Consider the following 15,969-nt stretch of genomic DNA (forward strand, 5'->3'; position numbering starts at 1 on the left):
GACAGTTATCGGTCGTTTCCTACCATTCCAGAACGGCCGCTATTGGCCGATTTCTGCCTCTCGCGACGGGCCGCAAAAACGACCTAAAGCGGACGTATATCAGTTTAATCCCCATTCACAGGGCAACCGGATCTTCTTGCAAATTACCTACCGCTCAGCTGCGGTCGATTTGCTGCATATGCATTTCAGACATGCGCTCACCATGCACCGTCAATCGGAAGAATTGCTGTTCCATGGCCAATAGGTCTTTCCTTATCAGTTGGATATTCAGCGCACCAAGGTTTTCCCCTTGTCGCTCACACAACCGCTTTGGCGCCAGCCTTGACCGCTGATTTACGATAGGTCAGCAAAACGATGCCAGTGACAACTATCACCCCGCCCAGCACCTGGCCCGCGCTCAGCATCTGATCCAGCACCAGCCAGCCCATCAACAACGTCGCCAGCGGCTCGATGTTCATGACCGGCGCATTGCGTGGCATGTCCAGCCGAGGCACCGAAATGAACAGCACGATAAAAGCCGTGCCGTACAACACCACCAACGTGGTGAGGGCCAGCCAGCCAGTGGAGGTCGCGGGCATGTTCAGGCCGCCTGGGAGCGCGCCCGTCAGGCCCGCCAGATTGACGCTGCTGAAGACGATAAAAATGGTCAGCAGACTGCGCACCGAACCGCGCACCTGAGACAATTTGTGGTCGGTAACCCACAGCGCGCAGGCGAACACACTGGCGGCGCAGAACGCCAGGGCGACGCCCTCCAGCCATTCCGGGCCGACGTTGGTAGAGGCAGAAAGACGCCCGGGCACATCCAGCACAAACACCAACCCCAACAAAATCAAACCCATCAGCGCAGTGGTGCGGGCAGTTGGCCGCGGCCCACCCACTGCCCAGGTGAGCAACGCCAGCAGGATGGGAAACACGTTGGCCACCAGAAGCGCCAGGGCCACCGGAATCCGAGCGACGGCGGAGTACAGGCACAGGCTCTGCGCGGCAATCAGCAAGCCCAGCAGCAGTTGCCAGCGCCAGGCACCGGCCGGTAGTCGCAGGCTTTGTCTTTGCCATAGCACCATGATGGCGAGCACCAGCAAGGTCGCGCCAGAACGCATCAATATCGCCAGCAACACGCCCGCGCCGTCATCAAAAGCCACCCGTGCTGCCACATGGTTGCCAGCGAAAGCGCAGCCCATGCACAACAGAATGATCACGGCGAGATGGCGGGGGAAGGGCGGCGGTACGGTTTGCGCAACGGCAACGGTAGGGCGGGACATGGCAGATCTCGAAGAGTGACAGGCCAATCGTGATGGCGTGTGGTTTTTATTATGTTGTCGTACAACTAGGTCTTTTTGTACCGTATTCGCTTAGGCTGGGCAAGTGGGTCTTTGGTTGTGAGGCTTTGATATCTGGATTTAGCGCAGTGTCTGTTCAAAGTTGTTCTGATTAGAGATCGTATGACTTTGGATCTGAGTGCCGAGCCAGTGGACATTCCCCACGCCAAGGCGCTAGCGTCAGCTCCTTCAATCGAGGGCTGCACCATGGATGTTATTGCCGACTACTCAAATGAACACCATCGCCGAGCGTGTCAAAACCTTTTATGAATCGCTGGGTTATTCGACCGAACCCCGCATCAGCATGGGGAAGAAGATCGAGTCGAATGTAGTGATGCCTGATGAGAAGTGCTGGTGAGTGTCTGCTATCGGTCGACTGCACTCCCTCACGACAAGTGGCTATGCGGTCAAAGTTCTGGTCATGCTTCGCGCTGCCAAACCGCGCCTTTGACCACCAGGTACAGCAGCGGCCCCACGGAAACGAATACGGCAGTCAGTATCAGGTAGGGAAGCAGGCCAATGAGGGAGCCGCCGCGCGACCGGTGGTCTTTGGCCATCCAGATGCAGGCCAGCGCTGCCATGAGGTACAGGTCGATGACCACCTGGGCAGTGTCAGGTCGGGTCATCAGCTCATGCCCGAAGGCCAGCAGCGATTGCTCGGCATTCAGCATCGTCCAGCCGGTATATATCGAAAAGAGCACCAGCGATGCCAGCGCAGTGAGGCGAAGTACCATAGCCCTGTCCTTTGATCGGTTTCCTGGCACAGTAGTGACAGGTTTGCTGGCGCTCAATGACCTGAGAGGTCATGGACGCCACGCATAAGGACTCAATCGCCCGAATCGCCCCTGACGGCTACCGATGGCTGGTTGAGCGCGGCGCTTGCCCTTTTCGTCTGCAAACCTGCAGTATCCACACTTGCTCCGTTTCGGTGCCTAATCCACAAAAACCGGACTCTTCAGACCTATGCCCGTTGACCTGGAAGCGCTGTACCCGAAACTCATCCATCTGATGCTGGACACTGTGTTCGTGGTCGACAGTGAAAACCGCATCGTCTTCGTGAGCGATGGGTGCAAGGCGCTGCTCGGGTACCGTGCCGACGAACTGACAGGCACGCCGATCACTAACTATATGCATCCTGACGACTTGGCGATCACCCGGGCTTCCATCGTCCGGGTGATGAGTGGCCAGCCGCACTTTGATTTCCGCAACCGCTACCTGCGCAAGGATGGCAGCATCGTGCACATCCTCTGGGCCGCTTTCTGGTCCGAGGAAGTCGGGGCGCGAATCGGTGTGGCGCGCGACGTAACTGCACTAACTCAGGCCGAAGAGGAATTACGCTTCCTCGCCCATCATGACCCGTTGACCGCGTTGACCAATCGTTCGCTGTTCAATGTTCGGCTGGACTCAGCCCTGCAAGCGGCACGCCGCGATGAGACGAGCCTGGCCCTGATGTTCCTGGACCTTAATGACTTCAAGGGCATCAACGATGTGCATGGGCACGCGGCAGGTGATCGAGTGCTGTGCAAGGTTGCGCGGCGGCTGGAAGCCTGTGTAGGTAAGGCGGGGCTGGTGGCGCGGATGGGCGGCGATGAGTTCACGGTGCTGTTGACCGACATCCAATCCCAGGCGGCAGTCTATGCCAAGGTCGAGCAGATACTCGCAGCGCTGGCCGAGCCGCTGGGCCCGGAGTTCGGCTGGCTGCAGATGCCTTCTTGCAGTATCGGCGTGGCGTTCCACCCCGCGGACGGCGAGGATGCAGATACCTTGCTGAGCCATGCCGATGGCGATATGTACCAGATCAAAAAGCGCCAATGCGCGGTGGACGATGATTGCCAGGTGGTGTCGGGCCAGTGAGCGCAAGCGTTAGTTGGCCCTTACTCGGCTCCTGCCGTCGGCACGACTTGCGGCCGGTTGGCCAGTTTCCGGCGGTCAATGAACATGGCGCGTAGCCAACGGGTCATGGGCAGTTCCACCAGGCGGTAGATAACGATTGCCACGATGCAGCACAGAATGATGCTCACGGGAGTCATCAGGTAGGCCAGGGGGCCGGGTGCGTCGAAGACATGAAACACCTTGTTGAACACCTTCAACACATACGGGTGAAACAGGTAGAGGGAATAACTGGCATCGCCGATCAACACCACCCACCCAGGCAAATCGACCGCGGTCAGCCCATGCACCAATGCGAGGAATACAATGGCGGCCGGTATACCCCAGGCCAACCCACGGCCGAGGGACTCTGCCAGGTGATAGGACAACGGCATGTACACCAGCGCCGCCAGGCCAATCAGTATCAGGACCGCGCGCGCAGCGTTGCCGGGGCCGACGCTGCGCCACTCAGCCGTGCGGGCGTACACGGCGTAGCAGCCCATGCCGAGGGCGAACTCGGCGAGAATCTGCTGGGTGTAGAAGTTGGCCAACAGTGTTTCGAACTTCGCCAGGTGACCCACCACCACCAGCGCCAGCAGCAGGCTTGAGCAAATCAGCAGGCGATAGCGGTGACTGATGGCCATGGAGAGGGCGAACAGTGCATAGAAGAACATTTCATAGTTCAGCGTCCAGCCCAGATACAGCAAGGGCTGAACATAGACACCTTTCTGGTACGGAATGAAGAACAGCGATTTAAGCAGCCCAGGTACATCCGCCGTCGTGTTGTCCAGCAGGCTGGGCAGTAACAGGGCAACGGCGAAAACGCCGAAGGTGCCAAGCCAATATAACGGCACGACACGTATCACTCGTTTGGTAAAAAAGTGGCTCCCTGATTGAGCGGTCACCATGGCCATGATGAAGCCGCTGATGACAAAGAAGATATCCACGCCCCAGTCGCCATTGCGGAACAAGGGGATATGGAAAAAGACCACCGCGAGCGCCGCGATGGCGCGCAGCATCTGGACACTCTCCAGCTTGTCAGCCGGGGCCTGTAGCGACGAATTCATGGCGAGATCCTTATCAGTCAGGCTCGAAGGTGGCGTCAAAGTAAAGGCGAAAGCGATACACCTGCCGCAGACTGATAATAGAGAAATACCTGACATCTATAGGCGCAGCAGTCACACGCAAAAAGACCGCGCTATAACAAAACTTCTATCAACTAAATCGCTCGGCGTGAAGTGACGTTAGCAGCGCTGTTTAAAAGAGCAAGGCGGTTTCTTGCGTTATGACGAATGGACTAATGACTCAAATATGGCGTCAAAAAAGCTCTGATTTTTTACTTCAAAAGTTAGTGGTTGATAGTTGTATCAAGTACAACTCTTGCTGCGCCGGGCGTTGCTGGAACCAAGCCTATCCATAGCGCTCATGCCCAGCAATGGCAGGCCCAGCAGGGTCAAGCCGACGCCTGCTATCGCACTGACGGTCAACGGGTCGCCGAACTGCAGCCAAGCCCAAATCATGGTCACCGGGGGAGCCAGGAAAAGTGCGCCACTGATGCGTTGGATACTGAAGCGTTGCAGGCACAGCCAATAAAAACCGTAACCACCCAAAGTCGCGAACACCACCAGCCAAACCACGCCCGCAGTAAAACCTGCGCTGGGCGGTGGGCGCATTTCTCCTTCGAGCCAGGCCAGCAGCGCAAACACCGGAATCACTGCACACACCTGAATGAACAGCGCCGTCGACGCCGGCATCGATGTACCGGGTGACGCTTTCTGGAAAAGCGTGGCCGCTGCAAGCGAGAGCACTCCCAGCAGTGGCAGGCTGTAGGCCCAGAGGTCTGCGGCATCCCATTTGACGCTGGCGGCGCTGGCCACCAGCATGCCGGTCAGGCACAGCGCCAGGCCCAACCACTGCCAGCCGCGGGTGCGTTGCCCGGGCACGCTCCCGGCCAACACCACCATCGTCAGCGGCAACAGATTGGCGATGAGTGAGGCAGTGCCCGGCTCGACACCCAGTTGAATGGAGGCGGCGATCGGTCCGATGTAACCGCCAATCGCGAACAGCCCCAGCAGGCCTTGATGAGCTACGTCCGTGCCGCGCAATGCGCGCAATCCTGCCCAGGCAAGCGGGAGTAAAACGGCGGCTGCCAGGACAAAGCGCCACAGGGAAGCCAGGTAGACGCTGCCCTGATCGGCGACGTAGCGATACCCGATGAAACCCGAGCTCCAGCTGACGACCATGGCCAACAGCAATGCGCTGCCAGTCAAAAGTGATAAGCGACTGCGTATGACGTTCATCGAATGGCACCTGACAGGGGGGCTGAGTTCGATGGTATGAATGATTGGATGATGCAATCAAACGATACGATCGGCACCACTGATGCAGGATTTCTCAACCATGGCTGAAGCGCTTGATATAGAACTGCTGCGGACTTTCCATGCGATCTTGCGTTTTGGCCAATTCCTGGCGGCTGCCAGTTATCTGAACAAAAGCCCTTCAGCGGTCAGCCTGCATGTTCGTCGCCTCGAAGCCGTGGCCGGCGGCCGTTTGCTGGAGCGCGATAACCAGACCGTCAACCTGACACCCCTGGGCCGACGCTTTGCGCTGCAAAGCGCCGAATTGTTGCGTGTGCACGACGGGCTGCTCGCCAGCTTCACCGCGCCGGTGGCCAGTGGTCGAGTCAGGCTGGGTATTTCCGAGGAGTACGCCGGCGCGGTGCTGGGTTGTACGCTGCCGCACCTGACGGCGGATTTTCCACACATTGAACTGGAGGTGGAGACCGGTGCCAGTGGCCGCCTGAGTAACCGTCTTCAGCGCGGGCAACTGGATATGGCGCTGCTAGTGGCGCCGGCTGAGGTGGCTGCGCCACAATTTCGCTGCATAAAAACGTTCGGCATCACCCAGCCGGTCTGGGTGGCCGCCCACGACTACATTCAGGACCTCGGAAAACCGGTCCCTCTGGCATTGCACGGCAAGGGTTGCCCGTATCGAAACGCGGCAGTCGACGCGTTGACGCAACAAGGTCGGCGCTGGCGAGCAGTGATCATGAGCGCCGGGGTGATCGCCCTGGAGGCGGCCATCGAGGCCGGGTTGGCCATCGGCATCGTCGACCGCGCTCGAGTGGGCCAAGGCATGCGAGTGCTGACGATTGCTGAAGGGTTTCCTGAGCTGCCCGTGCACGAGCTACGCCTGGCGCTGGCGCCGGGGGAGTTGAGCGAGGCGGGGGAGGTGCTGGTCAGATTGATCAGCCATGGGTTTGCCTATTAACGATCGTTTTCGCCAGCGGAAGCGGCCGCGATGATCGTTTTGATCGGAATGAACATCGGCGTTGTCCCGTGAGGACCTGTCTCGTCCAAGATCTCGAACCCGATAGTTTGGTAAAAGTTGATCGCCTTGGGTGCCGCATCAAGATACATACCTTTAACAGGAATGGTCTTGTGCACAGTCATAGCCTGATCGAATGCGATCATCAGCAGTTCAGCTCCAATGCCCTGGCGTTGGTACGGCGCGTCAACGGCAAGCATGCTGAGCTTGACCGCCGGAACTTGGGAGGGTTGATTCCCTTGTTCCAGATAAGCCTGTACCCGGGCTTTGTCCAAAATAAGAAAAGTCAAAGTGCAGAACGCGAACAGTTCTCCTTTGTCGTTTATGGCCCCGATACCGGTGAGATTCTCGCTCTTCAAGGCCCTTTTCAGCTTGGTCTTGAAGTAGTCGTCCAGCATGGGCTCCCCGCAGCTGAAGGACTTGAGGAACGTGTAGGAGGAATAGTTTCGACGCAGGTTTTTATCTACTTCGTAACTGACGATCTCTTGCACGCTCATTTTTCTTCCTCATGAGTTTTACCAGGGCTTGGGGTGGTGTTGCTTCCTCGTCGTTATCGCTAAGAATTTCGTGTAGCCGGGAAAAAGCTTTCTCTGAAAGCTCCAGGCGGTTGTAGTTTTCCATAACGGCTTCGGCTTCTTTAAAGGCAGAAGCCATGATGAAAGAGGTCATATCAAGGCCTGAAATGGTCGCTGCTTTGCGAATGAAATCCTTAGCGAATTCAGTCGTCTTGAGATCAAGTCGCGCAGTTTTCGCCGCGTTCAGGTTTTCAATTAGTGTGGACATAACGTCACCTGCGGTTCGTTTTAGGTAATGTTTCTTCCCTGCGTTGGTTATAAGCTCCAAGGGCGCCTGCGCACCTTTGATGCCTTTCGATTTTTCATTTCGCTCCTGTCATGTTGCTATCGAGGTAGCCTGCAGAATCGATCGATTTTAGTTAGGTACGTACAATAGCCGGGTAAGCTATAGGCGTCAATCGCATACGGTTAATGTACGGATGACTATCCAGACCTCAAATCGAGCGCTGGTTAACCCGCTCCATCAGTTGCTCGGCGGTCTCCTTGCGTTCCGAGTAACGATCCACCAGAACGTCCTGGTGGTCGCGCAGCAGTAAGGTGAATTTCACCAGCTCTTCCATCACGTCGACGACCCGGTCGTAAAATGGCGAAGGTTTCATCCGCCCGGCTTCGTCGAACTCCATGTAGGCCTTCGGTACCGACGACTGATTGGGGATGGTGAACATGCGCATCCAGCGTCCCAGTACGCGCAGCTGGTTGACCACATTGAACGACTGCGAGCCGCCGCAGACTTGCATCACTGCCAGGGTTTTGCCCTGGGTAGGACGAACCGCGCCGAGTTCCAGGGGGATCCAGTCAATCTGCGCCTTGAACACCGCCGACATCGCGCCATGGCGTTCCGGCGAGCACCAGACCTGGCCCTCCGACCACAACACCAGATCGCGCAACTCCTGCACCTTGGGGTGTTCGACCGGAACATCGTCGGGCAGCGGCAGTCCGCTTGGGTTGAAGATGCGTACCTCGGCGCCAAAGTGCTCGAGCAGCCGCGCGGCTTCTTCCACCAGCAGTCGGCTAAAGGAGCGTTGCCGTGTTGATCCGTACAGCAGCAGGATGCGCGGTTTGGCCCTGCCCGAGGTGGATGGTTGCAGGCTTTCGAACAGGCTCGGGTCAAGGTTGGGCAGGTGGTCTGACATGATGAGTCCTCCTTAAAGTGTGCCGATGCGATCGAGTTCGTGTTTGAGTTCATCGCGGCTCAGGCGTTGGAAGGGCAGTTCGATGAAGGCCTTGCAGCGTCGCTCGATGTGCCCCAGCGTGGCGCGGAATGCAGTGTCGATCAGCGCTTCATCACCGCTGACGTCGGATGGGTCTTCCAGCCCCCAATGGGCCTTCAGCGCCGGGCCGAAATAGACTGGGCAGGTTTCACCGGCAGCTTTGTCGCAGACAGTGATGACGATGTCTGGCGGGCTGCCTTCGAAAGCGTCGTTGCCCTTGCTGTGCAAGCCGTCAATCGAGATCCCGGCCTGTTGCAAAGTGGACAGGCTGCGCGGCAACACCTGGCCCTTGGGGAAACTCCCGGAGCTCAGCGCTACGAAACCGGGCGGTGCCAGATGATTAAACACGGCTTCGGACAGGATGCTGCGGCAGCTGTTGGCCGTGCACATGAACAGGACTCGCATGAGGTGCTCCTGCCGCCTCGGCGGCCATAAAAGAAGGGGTTTCAGCAGCAGGTGGCTTCACGCACGGGCCGTCCATCCATGTTCTGCAGGCGGGAGGTGTTGTCCGTGAGCCAGTCGGCGTTGGCGGTCGCCGTTGCTTGCAGGATGTCGCGAACCCAGCCCGGCAGTTTCGGATTGAGGCGGTAATAGACCCACTGGCCCTGCCGCCGATCCAGCAGCAACCCATTGCTGCGCAGTTGCGCAAGGTGGCGGCTGATTTTCGGTTGGCTGTCGTCGAGCGCACACATCAATTCGCAGACACACAGCTCGCCCTGTTGGGCAATCAGCAGAGTGGCGCGGACTCGGGTCTCGTCGGCGAGGCTCTTGAACAGTTCAAGGGGGGTGATCATCGCAAGCGCTCTTAACATATGGATAGCCAAATATACGGATATCCATATGTGTTAAGCAAGTCGGAATTTCCAGCCGCGCTTATCCGAGGTGGCGCCGCGAGTCTGCGCGCAGCGCGTGCTCCAGGAAGTCGATGAATGCGCGCACTTTGGAATTCAGCGCAGAACGCTCGGGGACACATGCATAGATGTCCATCGGCTCAGGCTGCGCCGTGGCAGCGTCTGGATGATGCGATTCGAACAACGGCACCAAGCGTCCGAGTTCGATCAGCGGCTGAGCGACGAAGTCTGCGAGGCGCGCGATACCGCCGCCATTCACGGCAATTTGCGCGAGCATGTCGATGTCATCGCAGACAAATTCAGGGTTGGTTTTGACCTCGAACGAATGGCCGTTGCGCACGAAATTCCACGGCAGGTAGCGCCCATCAGTGGGATAGCGAAACACCAGGCACGCATGTTTGTGCAAATCCTCGGGGGCCGCAGGTACACCGGCACGCTGCAGATAGGCAGGGGAGGCGCAGAACATAAAGGGGCGCGAGGCAATCTGGCGGGCGACCAGGCTTTCGCTCAACTGCGCCTTGATCCGGATGCTGACGTCGATGCCCTCCAGGCGGTGATCGACGCGCCGGTCAGTGCTGATCAGCTCGATGTCGATACGCGGGTAGGCGGTCTTGAAAGCGGGCATCAAGGGTGCCAGCACATGGCGACCGAATGCCGCCGTGGTCGCCGCGCGCAGAGCACCTTGCGGCTCGCTGGTCATGGTGGCCGATTGCGCGGCGAGGTCGATGTCGCGCGGAATGTGCCGGACTTTCTCGAAGTAGCGCGCACCGCTTTCAGTCAGCGCCATGCTGCGAGTGGTCCGCGACAGCAGGCGTACACCCAGGTGCGCCTCCAGCCGCGACAGGCTCTGGCTGACGGCCGCCGCACTCTGGCCCTGGGCGCGGGCTGCGGCGGCAATGCTGCCGGTTTCCACGACCCGAATGAAAGTGTTGATCAAACCCAGAGTATCCATTAACTGCCAGTCTGCTCGATTCGTTGATAATTTTTAGTATTGATTCAATGGCAGGCCAGGTACTGGTTGACTGTGAGGATTGTTAACGTTGGCGCTTATTGATTATCCGAGAGCCACAGATGACTGCCGAGTCCACGACATACACCTCCAGACTGCGCTTGCCGAACCGTGCTTCGCCTTACGTATTCGCCCTTTACATGGCGACAATAATGGCGTTCCTGATGTGTTTGGTGATCACCTTAGCCGAATTCGGACTAGATGAGCATTACCTGGGAAATGTGATGAATGCTTATCGGGTAGCGATGCCGTCGGCGTTTGTGTGCGTGCTGGTGGTCAGGCCGATGGTTGCCAGGCTTGTGGCGTGGACTGTGCACGCACGGTAGGCGCGTCCGACCGTATCAGCTATCAGTTGCCGTGTTCGGATCCTGAGCAGCCTCAGCTTGCATTTTCAGTCGGTCAGCCTTGCTGATGTATTTCTCCTTGGCCGGCGCCAGTTTGGCACTGGCCTTTTTCGCGTGGGCCTTCAACAACTGCTTTATTTTTTTCTGACGGTTCATTTTTCTCTGCCCAACTTGTAAGTTCAGCAATGATATCAGCTTACAAATTGAGACAGATTCCCATATGGACATAACCTCCTGCGACCTTCCTGGGCTGTGTCGCGCGAGGTGTTGCTCGGCAAGGGTTTTTGCGAGTCAGCGCCTGGGTGCTGGACGGCAACGAACGCGCCAGTCACTTCTACCGCAAACTCGGCTTCACGGCAGAGGCGGCCAGCCAGCGCACTTTCGAGGAGAACGGCGAGCCGTTGCCGCTGACTCGCTATAACCTTCAGCTCAACGCTGGGTTGTGATCAATGGCGGGCCCAGGAATTCGCTGATCAGTGTGGTCACCTGCTGCTGGATCAACTCTCGAGACCGCCCGCCGTCGCCATCCGCGCAAATCATGCCATCTCCCGGCGACGCCTCCTCGATCAACGCCACCGCGCCAGGTTTGCACACCGCCATGAAGCTGAAATGACTGGCGTCGCTGATCTCGACGTAACGATTCGACGCCTTGGGCAGGCGCCTGGCGAGATCAGCCGATTCCAGCTCGGCGGGAAGGTCTGCAGAAGGCACGCCCGCAGCGATCACCAGTGTCGGCACTGGAAATGCCGCAAGGCTGGCATCGGTCATTCCGCGTGATTGGCCCAAGTCCAGGCTGACGATGGAGGTGACACGTTCGTCGCGCAAATCGGCAGCCAGCCGGGCTTTCGCGGCCGGGGTGCTGGCGGGGTTGATCTGTTGATAGACCGAGCAGCTGGCCAGCTTCGTGTGAACTTTGCAGTCCTGGTCGAAGCGCTCGGGGTCAAAACGTGCCCCGGCGATTTCCAACGCGGTCCAGCCGCCAAGCGAATGACCCACTACGGCAATCTGACCCTTGGCAACCGCGCCAAACTGCTGCGGCTGAGCCAGGACCGCGTCGATGGCCCGGCTCAAGTCGGCAGGGCGCTGCCATAACTGTGCAGCGGCTTGGGGGTTGGTGTCCTTGCTGGTGGTACCAGGGTGATTGACCGCAGCCACGATGTAACCCTTATGCGCCAATGCACTGGCCAGCCACACCTGATTGCCCCAGTTGCCGCGAAAGCCGTGGGAAATCACCACCAGCGGATGCTCGCCGGCGGCCACTGGCGCGTCGCGCACGGCAAGGGCTCCGACAAAGACCGGATTGTCGGCGATCAATTGCGCAGTGGCCGTGGTGGTACTGGGGTACCAGACGACCATTTCCAGCGGGCGCTCGTTTTGCGGGTCGGGCAGCGTGGTGGTGTGGAACCCGATAGGGGGAGTGTCAGCGACTGCACTGGTGGCCAGGCAGAGGAGCAGAAGGGTACCGATAGCGGTTTTCATTGTTTTTATCGTCCTTGAGTGGATGCAGCACGCGCATTAAAGCGCAAATCATGCCGTGGTCTGGCGACTTCACACAATGTCGATTAGGTGCGGCTGGTTGGTGTGCTTGTAGCAGCTGCCGAAGGCTGCGTTCGTGGCGTCTCTGATGAGTCGGCCCTGTTTCCAGAAGGTCTAGTCCTTATAAGGTTTGCTATGGGGTCAGAGCTTGTCAGGCGGATAGTTGGAAAACGTCGCATTGAGCGCTTCGGTGACCAGATCTTTTAGAATTGGTTTGGAGGTCGAATCCATCTCCCTTCCTATGTCGGACTGTTGCGCCATGACTTTCGGCACGTACCTGGACGACCGAAATTCCTTTGCCAGCGATGCCAACTCCTCTGGAGAAAAGAATTTTTCATATGCGAGGACAATATTCTGATCCCACATCGGCTGGTATTTAGGTAAAGCGCATTGATCTCTTTTGATACTGCCGTAGATGCGCCTGCACGGCCCAGTTTTTTCGCGATCACCGCGAAAGTTACGGTTTGCTGCGCAACTGAAAGCGCGATGCCAGGAAGGTTTCGACCAATTTGTGCCTGGCTGACAAACGCCTGAGCATCCCGATGTGATCGGGTTTCAGCGGACGATGCGTTCGGGGGGAGGAAGAACATCGCAAGGGCGAGGGTGACAGACTTTATCCTTGTCATTATCCGGCTCCATCAGTGTTGAAAATTGGTTTTACGCAATACTTGGCACAAATTTTCGAGCATAGGCTGAATTGTTGGAGTCGGTAGATAAATTCTTTTCACTGCTCTTGTAGGAAAAGTCTTCTTTGTTGTAGCGAAATTTCCTAATCGTTGTTTTTGGCCTGCCAAGGGGGCGCGACGCAGTTAGCGTCCGCCTTATGATTTGCGCCGCCCTGATACTCACCCGGTCTGCTGCGCTTGCCCGGAGGACGGGATGAAAACTCATAGTTTCCAGGAGGAAATCACCGTGAATGCAACTGTGCGCCCTGTCTACACCAACGAAGTCTCCCAGGAGTATCTCGACAAGCTAAACAAGCCACCTTTCACCGAGGAAGAGCTAGCACGATTTAATGAGCATTTCTTGGCGGCTGAACGTCAACGGCAAATTACAACCGAGAAACATCCGGCCATCGCCGTATTCCTGTTCGCACTCGAGGGAAGCCAAACCCGCGATGGTGGCGTTGTCCAGGACGGGACAGCAACGTCCAACTACCACCTCGAAGACGGTCAGACTGTGCAGGGGGCGCGAAAAGGCGACTACGTCATATATCCCGATGGCAGTAAGGCACAAATCATCACGGGGGCCGGACGAGCCTACGGTGATGACGCGCTGGTCGGGAGCTTGCTCAGCAACGGCGACGAAATTATTAATTCTCCGCAAGGCGCCTGCGTTTGTGTGCAGTACAAGGGGCTCCCAATGCCTGATGATTTCCTTCCATCTGTCAATGGTTAAGCGATGAATACGTGGCGCTGATCAGTTACTTTCCGGCGCCGCGCAACACCAATCAGCCGAAAATAAATAAATCGCAATTTACAGTCGGAATCTGCCTGAAACCGACCGTATTAAAGTGGAGAGGTAATCGATGAGCGTGGGATATTTCATTGGTCTGAACGACAAGACCACCTGTGGCGGAAAAGTCCTGGATGGTGACAACAGGCTCATGATGTACGGACTGGCACATGCGCGCGAAGGCGACCGGGTCACGTGTGGAGAGGACGGGGAAACTTATAAGATCGTCGGTGGCATCTCGCACATGATCAGCCACGGAAAACACGTCGCCGGCACGCTGGACAGCTACAGCAGCTGTCCCTGTGAAGCCCGTCTTATCCCCTCGGTATTCACTGCCACCTACGTCAATGCGTCGAAGCCTGCGCGTCAGGCCGCGAGCAGCGTGGCTCAACCGATCGCTCCAGCGGCCACTTCCAATCCGGCAGCGCCGCAGCAGTCTGCTTTCGCCCCTTCTGCCAGCCCTATACCACCACCCTTCAACAGGGTTGAGCCACAGGAACCCGGCTTTTATGTTGTGCCCAAGAGCATGACCCGCGAAGCCTTGGAAGCTTCACTTTTCCCCGCCCCCGATCCGGCCGTAGTCAGAAAATTCCGGGCACTCAACCCGGGGCATGGCAATTTCAAAGCCGGGTCTTTGATTGTGCTGAGCGATCCGAACAACTCGTCCTGCACTTATCAGGAAGCTCAGCTGATGCAGGCGGCTCAAGAGGTGAGTGCAGCACTTGATCCGCTCACAGATCAGGAAGCCGAATTCCTGCTGCGTCACGGCGCCGAGATCGCCAGTTTTATGGGCCAGACTTCCACCTGGCTTGGCGTTAGCGCGGTAGTGATGGAGAAGCATCTGACCAACCTGCGCGATACCCTTCAAGCCATGGAGCGCTTGCATCAAGACAGTTATCGCCAGCACGGACATTTGAAATCGCCTCAGTTCCACGCCGATCGTCAGCGTCTTCTCGGTCAGCTTGATGCGCATTTGCTAAATTCCACTCGGGTGCGTGGCCAGACAACTTTGGGTGATCACCCAAAGTTAAAAAAGGCCTTAGGGATTTCGACTCGCAGCTTGGTGCATCATTGGGACAAGGCCGGCGCGCCGGGGCAGATACCGGGGTATGCGACGCATGTTGACTCGACCAGTCGGGCGGCTAAATACATGAAGGCAGGTGGCTACATCGGTATTGCCATTGGTGGAGTTTCGTCGTTGCTGGCTGTGCAGGAAGTCTGTAATGGCGGATCTGAAACAGCTTGCGAGAAGGTCAGATTGAGGGAAGGCGGAAAATTCGCACTATCAACCGCTGGCGGATATTTGGGCGGAGAAATAGGCTTCTCCGTTAGCGCTCCTATTTGCGTTGCTCTTACGGTTTCTACGGGAGTTGGAGGTGTGATCTGCGTAGCGACCTTGGTTGGCGTTGGTGCGTGGGCTGGTACGAAAGTTGGTGCTAATGCAGGAGAGATTATGGGGGATAAGCTCTATGGAAGCTTGCGTCAATGATTGACCAGTGGTCTCCATGGATCGCGGTGGTTGTTATTGCTGGGCCGTATTTTCTGGTGATCGTAAGTATTGGATTCAGCTTTTACATTAGTCAACGTCACTTGGATGCAATGTTGGAAGCTTTACCAAATAGTCGTCACGTTCTTATTTGGGGAGCGGGTCTACGCTATCAAGGATCGTTCGCACGTCTAATGCTGGTCGCTAAACTTGGAGGGGTAGTTCTTTGGTCAGGACCTTGCGTTCGCGCGGGTGAGATGGATGCAGGGGATTTAAAGAATTTTCCTCCTGATTTAAAGAGATTGCTCCAAGTAAAGCTGGTTCTGACGATCGTTATTGTTATCTGGATGGCGCTGGGGTACGTCTTAGTAATGTAGAGTTAAGGAAAACGGACTTGAATGGACTGCTGGGAAAAATAAAAACAGCATAAATACTGGGAATGGATGCATTTTTCTTCCTCTTTTTTAATGAATAAATCCGTCCCCTTTTTCGGTCCCCTTTTTTCGAGGGAATGACCGGTGAGGAAGCGGGGGAGATTGTTGTCAGAGAAATTTACAGTGATAATTGATGAGTTTTCGAAATCTTCGCTAGCGATTGGGCTTTTGATCACCCCAATGGTGCTGAGTATTGCCAGTTTTATATTCAGTATCTATCTAAGTCGCCGTCATTTGGATGCCATCATGGAGGCACTAATAACTAGCCGTTTTTTAATTGTCTGGGGTGCCGGTTGGGGTCGGCAAGGCTGGGTTGGAGGAATAATACTGATTACGAAAGTCGCTGGAATTTTTGTAATGCCCACTGTACATATACGCTACGGGGAGGTGGACGCTATCGAGATAAGAGATTTTCCTCGCCATCTTAAGCGTCTGCTCATAATTTATGTGGTTATGGTGGCTGTTTCAATAGTTTGGGCTGCATTTATGGTCTTACTGTTTAAGCTTTGATTAGTAAGCTGAGTGAATTCTATAGCTTGTACGTTATTGGATT

At 56.7% G+C, this 15,969-nt stretch carries 21 protein-coding genes; 9 read left to right on the plus strand and 12 right to left on the minus strand.

Annotation, left to right across the window (positions count from 1 at the left end; translation table 11 throughout):
* Positions 1 to 296: 296 nt before the first annotated feature.
* On the minus strand, positions 297 to 1,262 hold the full coding sequence (locus tag ORL50_RS13425) for an EamA family transporter (RefSeq protein WP_266015535.1): 966 nt from the start codon (positions 1,260 to 1,262) through the stop codon (positions 297 to 299).
* 289 nt (positions 1,263 to 1,551) lie between these two features.
* On the opposite strand from ORL50_RS13425, the gene ORL50_RS13430 reads away from it, so the two are divergent.
* Complete coding sequence (locus ORL50_RS13430; RefSeq protein ID WP_266015537.1) at positions 1,552 to 1,677, plus strand: hypothetical protein; 126 nt, start codon at positions 1,552 to 1,554, stop codon at positions 1,675 to 1,677.
* Positions 1,678 to 1,738: 61 nt separating this feature from the next.
* On the opposite strand, the gene ORL50_RS13435 is transcribed toward ORL50_RS13430, so the two are convergent.
* The gene (locus ORL50_RS13435) at positions 1,739 to 2,053 is read right to left on the minus strand and encodes a DUF2834 domain-containing protein (RefSeq protein WP_266015539.1); all 315 of its coding nucleotides are present in this window, start codon (positions 2,051 to 2,053) and stop codon (positions 1,739 to 1,741) included.
* Positions 2,054 to 2,282: 229 nt separating this feature from the next.
* Between ORL50_RS13435 and ORL50_RS13440 the strand changes: the two genes are divergently transcribed.
* Positions 2,283 to 3,173 (plus strand): sensor domain-containing diguanylate cyclase, encoded by an 891-nt coding sequence (locus tag ORL50_RS13440; protein WP_266015541.1) that lies wholly within the window; start codon positions 2,283 to 2,285, stop codon positions 3,171 to 3,173.
* Between the two features lie 20 nt (positions 3,174 to 3,193).
* On the opposite strand, the gene ORL50_RS13445 is transcribed toward ORL50_RS13440, so the two are convergent.
* Together ORL50_RS13445 and ORL50_RS13450 are read right to left on the minus strand one after the other, a co-directional pair.
* Positions 3,194 to 4,255 (minus strand): acyltransferase family protein, encoded by a 1,062-nt coding sequence (locus tag ORL50_RS13445; protein ID WP_266015543.1) that lies wholly within the window; start codon positions 4,253 to 4,255, stop codon positions 3,194 to 3,196.
* Positions 4,256 to 4,555: 300 nt separating this feature from the next.
* Positions 4,556 to 5,488, minus strand: coding sequence for a DMT family transporter (locus ORL50_RS13450; RefSeq protein WP_266015545.1), 933 nt, complete (start codon positions 5,486 to 5,488; stop codon positions 4,556 to 4,558).
* Between the two features lie 100 nt (positions 5,489 to 5,588).
* On the opposite strand from ORL50_RS13450, the gene ORL50_RS13455 reads away from it, so the two are divergent.
* The gene (locus ORL50_RS13455) at positions 5,589 to 6,458 is read left to right on the plus strand and encodes a LysR family transcriptional regulator (protein ID WP_266015546.1); all 870 of its coding nucleotides are present in this window, start codon (positions 5,589 to 5,591) and stop codon (positions 6,456 to 6,458) included.
* Here ORL50_RS13455 and ORL50_RS13460 read toward each other — a convergent pair.
* The 6 genes from ORL50_RS13460 to ORL50_RS13485 all read right to left on the minus strand — a co-directional run bounded on the left by ORL50_RS13460 (position 6,455) and on the right by ORL50_RS13485 (position 10,104).
* Complete coding sequence (locus ORL50_RS13460) at positions 6,455 to 7,012, minus strand: GNAT family N-acetyltransferase (RefSeq protein ID WP_266015548.1); 558 nt, start codon at positions 7,010 to 7,012, stop codon at positions 6,455 to 6,457. The genes ORL50_RS13455 and ORL50_RS13460 overlap by 4 nt on opposite strands.
* On the minus strand, positions 6,975 to 7,298 hold the full coding sequence (locus tag ORL50_RS13465; RefSeq protein ID WP_266015550.1) for a type II toxin-antitoxin system TacA family antitoxin: 324 nt from the start codon (positions 7,296 to 7,298) through the stop codon (positions 6,975 to 6,977). The genes ORL50_RS13460 and ORL50_RS13465 overlap by 38 nt, the downstream gene beginning before the upstream one ends.
* Before the next feature lie 226 nt (positions 7,299 to 7,524).
* The gene (gene arsH / locus ORL50_RS13470; protein WP_266015552.1) at positions 7,525 to 8,223 is read right to left on the minus strand and encodes an arsenical resistance protein ArsH; all 699 of its coding nucleotides are present in this window, start codon (positions 8,221 to 8,223) and stop codon (positions 7,525 to 7,527) included.
* A gap of 12 nt (positions 8,224 to 8,235) precedes the next feature.
* Positions 8,236 to 8,706: an arsenate reductase ArsC gene (locus ORL50_RS13475; RefSeq protein ID WP_266015554.1), complete on the minus strand. Its 471-nt coding sequence runs from the start codon at positions 8,704 to 8,706 to the stop codon at positions 8,236 to 8,238.
* A 41-nt stretch (positions 8,707 to 8,747) separates the two neighbouring features.
* Positions 8,748 to 9,095, minus strand: coding sequence for a metalloregulator ArsR/SmtB family transcription factor (locus tag ORL50_RS13480; protein ID WP_266015556.1), 348 nt, complete (start codon positions 9,093 to 9,095; stop codon positions 8,748 to 8,750).
* A 79-nt stretch (positions 9,096 to 9,174) separates the two neighbouring features.
* The gene (locus ORL50_RS13485) at positions 9,175 to 10,104 is read right to left on the minus strand and encodes a LysR family transcriptional regulator (protein ID WP_266015557.1); all 930 of its coding nucleotides are present in this window, start codon (positions 10,102 to 10,104) and stop codon (positions 9,175 to 9,177) included.
* A gap of 119 nt (positions 10,105 to 10,223) precedes the next feature.
* Between ORL50_RS13485 and ORL50_RS13490 the strand changes: the two genes are divergently transcribed.
* Complete coding sequence (locus ORL50_RS13490) at positions 10,224 to 10,487, plus strand: DUF2798 domain-containing protein (RefSeq protein WP_266015559.1); 264 nt, start codon at positions 10,224 to 10,226, stop codon at positions 10,485 to 10,487.
* Between the two features lie 15 nt (positions 10,488 to 10,502).
* On the opposite strand, the gene ORL50_RS13495 is transcribed toward ORL50_RS13490, so the two are convergent.
* Positions 10,503 to 10,661 (minus strand): DUF2986 domain-containing protein, encoded by a 159-nt coding sequence (locus tag ORL50_RS13495; RefSeq protein WP_266015561.1) that lies wholly within the window; start codon positions 10,659 to 10,661, stop codon positions 10,503 to 10,505.
* 128 nt (positions 10,662 to 10,789) lie between these two features.
* Here ORL50_RS13495 and ORL50_RS13500 point away from each other — a divergent pair, with 128 nt between their 5' ends.
* A complete protein-coding gene (locus ORL50_RS13500; RefSeq protein ID WP_266015563.1) occupies positions 10,790 to 10,951 on the plus strand; it encodes a GNAT family N-acetyltransferase in 162 nt (53 codons plus the stop codon).
* Here the strand turns inward: ORL50_RS13500 and ORL50_RS13505 are convergent.
* Positions 10,935 to 11,984: an alpha/beta hydrolase family protein gene (locus tag ORL50_RS13505; RefSeq protein WP_266015565.1), complete on the minus strand. Its 1,050-nt coding sequence runs from the start codon at positions 11,982 to 11,984 to the stop codon at positions 10,935 to 10,937. The genes ORL50_RS13500 and ORL50_RS13505 overlap by 17 nt on opposite strands.
* 936 nt (positions 11,985 to 12,920) lie before the next feature.
* Here ORL50_RS13505 and ORL50_RS13510 point away from each other — a divergent pair.
* The 4 genes from ORL50_RS13510 to ORL50_RS13525 all read left to right on the plus strand — a co-directional run bounded on the left by ORL50_RS13510 (position 12,921) and on the right by ORL50_RS13525 (position 15,926).
* Positions 12,921 to 13,439 carry a hypothetical protein gene (locus ORL50_RS13510; RefSeq protein ID WP_266015567.1) on the plus strand — a complete coding sequence of 173 codons (519 nt, stop codon included), beginning with the start codon at positions 12,921 to 12,923 and terminating at the stop codon, positions 13,437 to 13,439.
* 130 nt (positions 13,440 to 13,569) lie between these two features.
* Positions 13,570 to 14,985 (plus strand): PAAR domain-containing protein, encoded by a 1,416-nt coding sequence (locus ORL50_RS13515; protein ID WP_266015569.1) that lies wholly within the window; start codon positions 13,570 to 13,572, stop codon positions 14,983 to 14,985.
* Positions 14,982 to 15,359: a hypothetical protein gene (locus tag ORL50_RS13520; RefSeq protein WP_266015571.1), complete on the plus strand. Its 378-nt coding sequence runs from the start codon at positions 14,982 to 14,984 to the stop codon at positions 15,357 to 15,359. The genes ORL50_RS13515 and ORL50_RS13520 overlap by 4 nt, the downstream gene beginning before the upstream one ends.
* 162 nt (positions 15,360 to 15,521) lie before the next feature.
* On the plus strand, positions 15,522 to 15,926 hold the full coding sequence (locus ORL50_RS13525) for a hypothetical protein (RefSeq protein ID WP_266015573.1): 405 nt from the start codon (positions 15,522 to 15,524) through the stop codon (positions 15,924 to 15,926).
* Positions 15,927 to 15,969: the final 43 nt, after the last annotated feature.

The sequence above is a fragment of the Pseudomonas sp. RIT-562 genome (assembly GCF_026241895.1).
Lineage (GTDB): Bacteria > Pseudomonadota > Gammaproteobacteria > Pseudomonadales > Pseudomonadaceae > Aquipseudomonas > Aquipseudomonas mandelii_F.

Bases quoted from the DNA above. Each gene is read 5' to 3' on its own strand.
- ORL50_RS13455 (WP_266015546.1), top strand. From the start codon at position 5,589: ATGGCTGAAGCGCTTGATATAGAACTGCTGCGGACTTTCCATGCGATC.
- ORL50_RS13510 (WP_266015567.1), top strand. From the start codon at position 12,921: ATGAAAACTCATAGTTTCCAGGAGGAAATCACCGTGAATGCAACTGTG.
- ORL50_RS13430 (WP_266015537.1), top strand. From the start codon at position 1,552: ATGAACACCATCGCCGAGCGTGTCAAAACCTTTTATGAATCGCTGGGT.
- arsH (WP_266015552.1), bottom strand. From the start codon at position 8,223: ATGTCAGACCACCTGCCCAACCTTGACCCGAGCCTGTTCGAAAGCCTG.
- ORL50_RS13440 (WP_266015541.1), top strand. From the start codon at position 2,283: ATGCCCGTTGACCTGGAAGCGCTGTACCCGAAACTCATCCATCTGATG.
- ORL50_RS13465 (WP_266015550.1), bottom strand. From the start codon at position 7,298: ATGTCCACACTAATTGAAAACCTGAACGCGGCGAAAACTGCGCGACTT.
- ORL50_RS13485 (WP_266015557.1), bottom strand. From the start codon at position 10,104: ATGGATACTCTGGGTTTGATCAACACTTTCATTCGGGTCGTGGAAACC.
- ORL50_RS13445 (WP_266015543.1), bottom strand. From the start codon at position 4,255: ATGAATTCGTCGCTACAGGCCCCGGCTGACAAGCTGGAGAGTGTCCAG.
- ORL50_RS13460 (WP_266015548.1), bottom strand. From the start codon at position 7,012: ATGAGCGTGCAAGAGATCGTCAGTTACGAAGTAGATAAAAACCTGCGT.
- ORL50_RS13505 (WP_266015565.1), bottom strand. From the start codon at position 11,984: ATGAAAACCGCTATCGGTACCCTTCTGCTCCTCTGCCTGGCCACCAGT.
- ORL50_RS13480 (WP_266015556.1), bottom strand. From the start codon at position 9,095: ATGATCACCCCCCTTGAACTGTTCAAGAGCCTCGCCGACGAGACCCGA.
- ORL50_RS13520 (WP_266015571.1), top strand. From the start codon at position 14,982: ATGATTGACCAGTGGTCTCCATGGATCGCGGTGGTTGTTATTGCTGGG.
- ORL50_RS13495 (WP_266015561.1), bottom strand. From the start codon at position 10,661: ATGAACCGTCAGAAAAAAATAAAGCAGTTGTTGAAGGCCCACGCGAAA.
- ORL50_RS13435 (WP_266015539.1), bottom strand. From the start codon at position 2,053: ATGGTACTTCGCCTCACTGCGCTGGCATCGCTGGTGCTCTTTTCGATA.
- ORL50_RS13450 (WP_266015545.1), bottom strand. From the start codon at position 5,488: ATGAACGTCATACGCAGTCGCTTATCACTTTTGACTGGCAGCGCATTG.
- ORL50_RS13515 (WP_266015569.1), top strand. From the start codon at position 13,570: ATGAGCGTGGGATATTTCATTGGTCTGAACGACAAGACCACCTGTGGC.
- ORL50_RS13475 (WP_266015554.1), bottom strand. From the start codon at position 8,706: ATGCGAGTCCTGTTCATGTGCACGGCCAACAGCTGCCGCAGCATCCTG.
- ORL50_RS13425 (WP_266015535.1), bottom strand. From the start codon at position 1,262: ATGTCCCGCCCTACCGTTGCCGTTGCGCAAACCGTACCGCCGCCCTTC.
- ORL50_RS13490 (WP_266015559.1), top strand. From the start codon at position 10,224: ATGACTGCCGAGTCCACGACATACACCTCCAGACTGCGCTTGCCGAAC.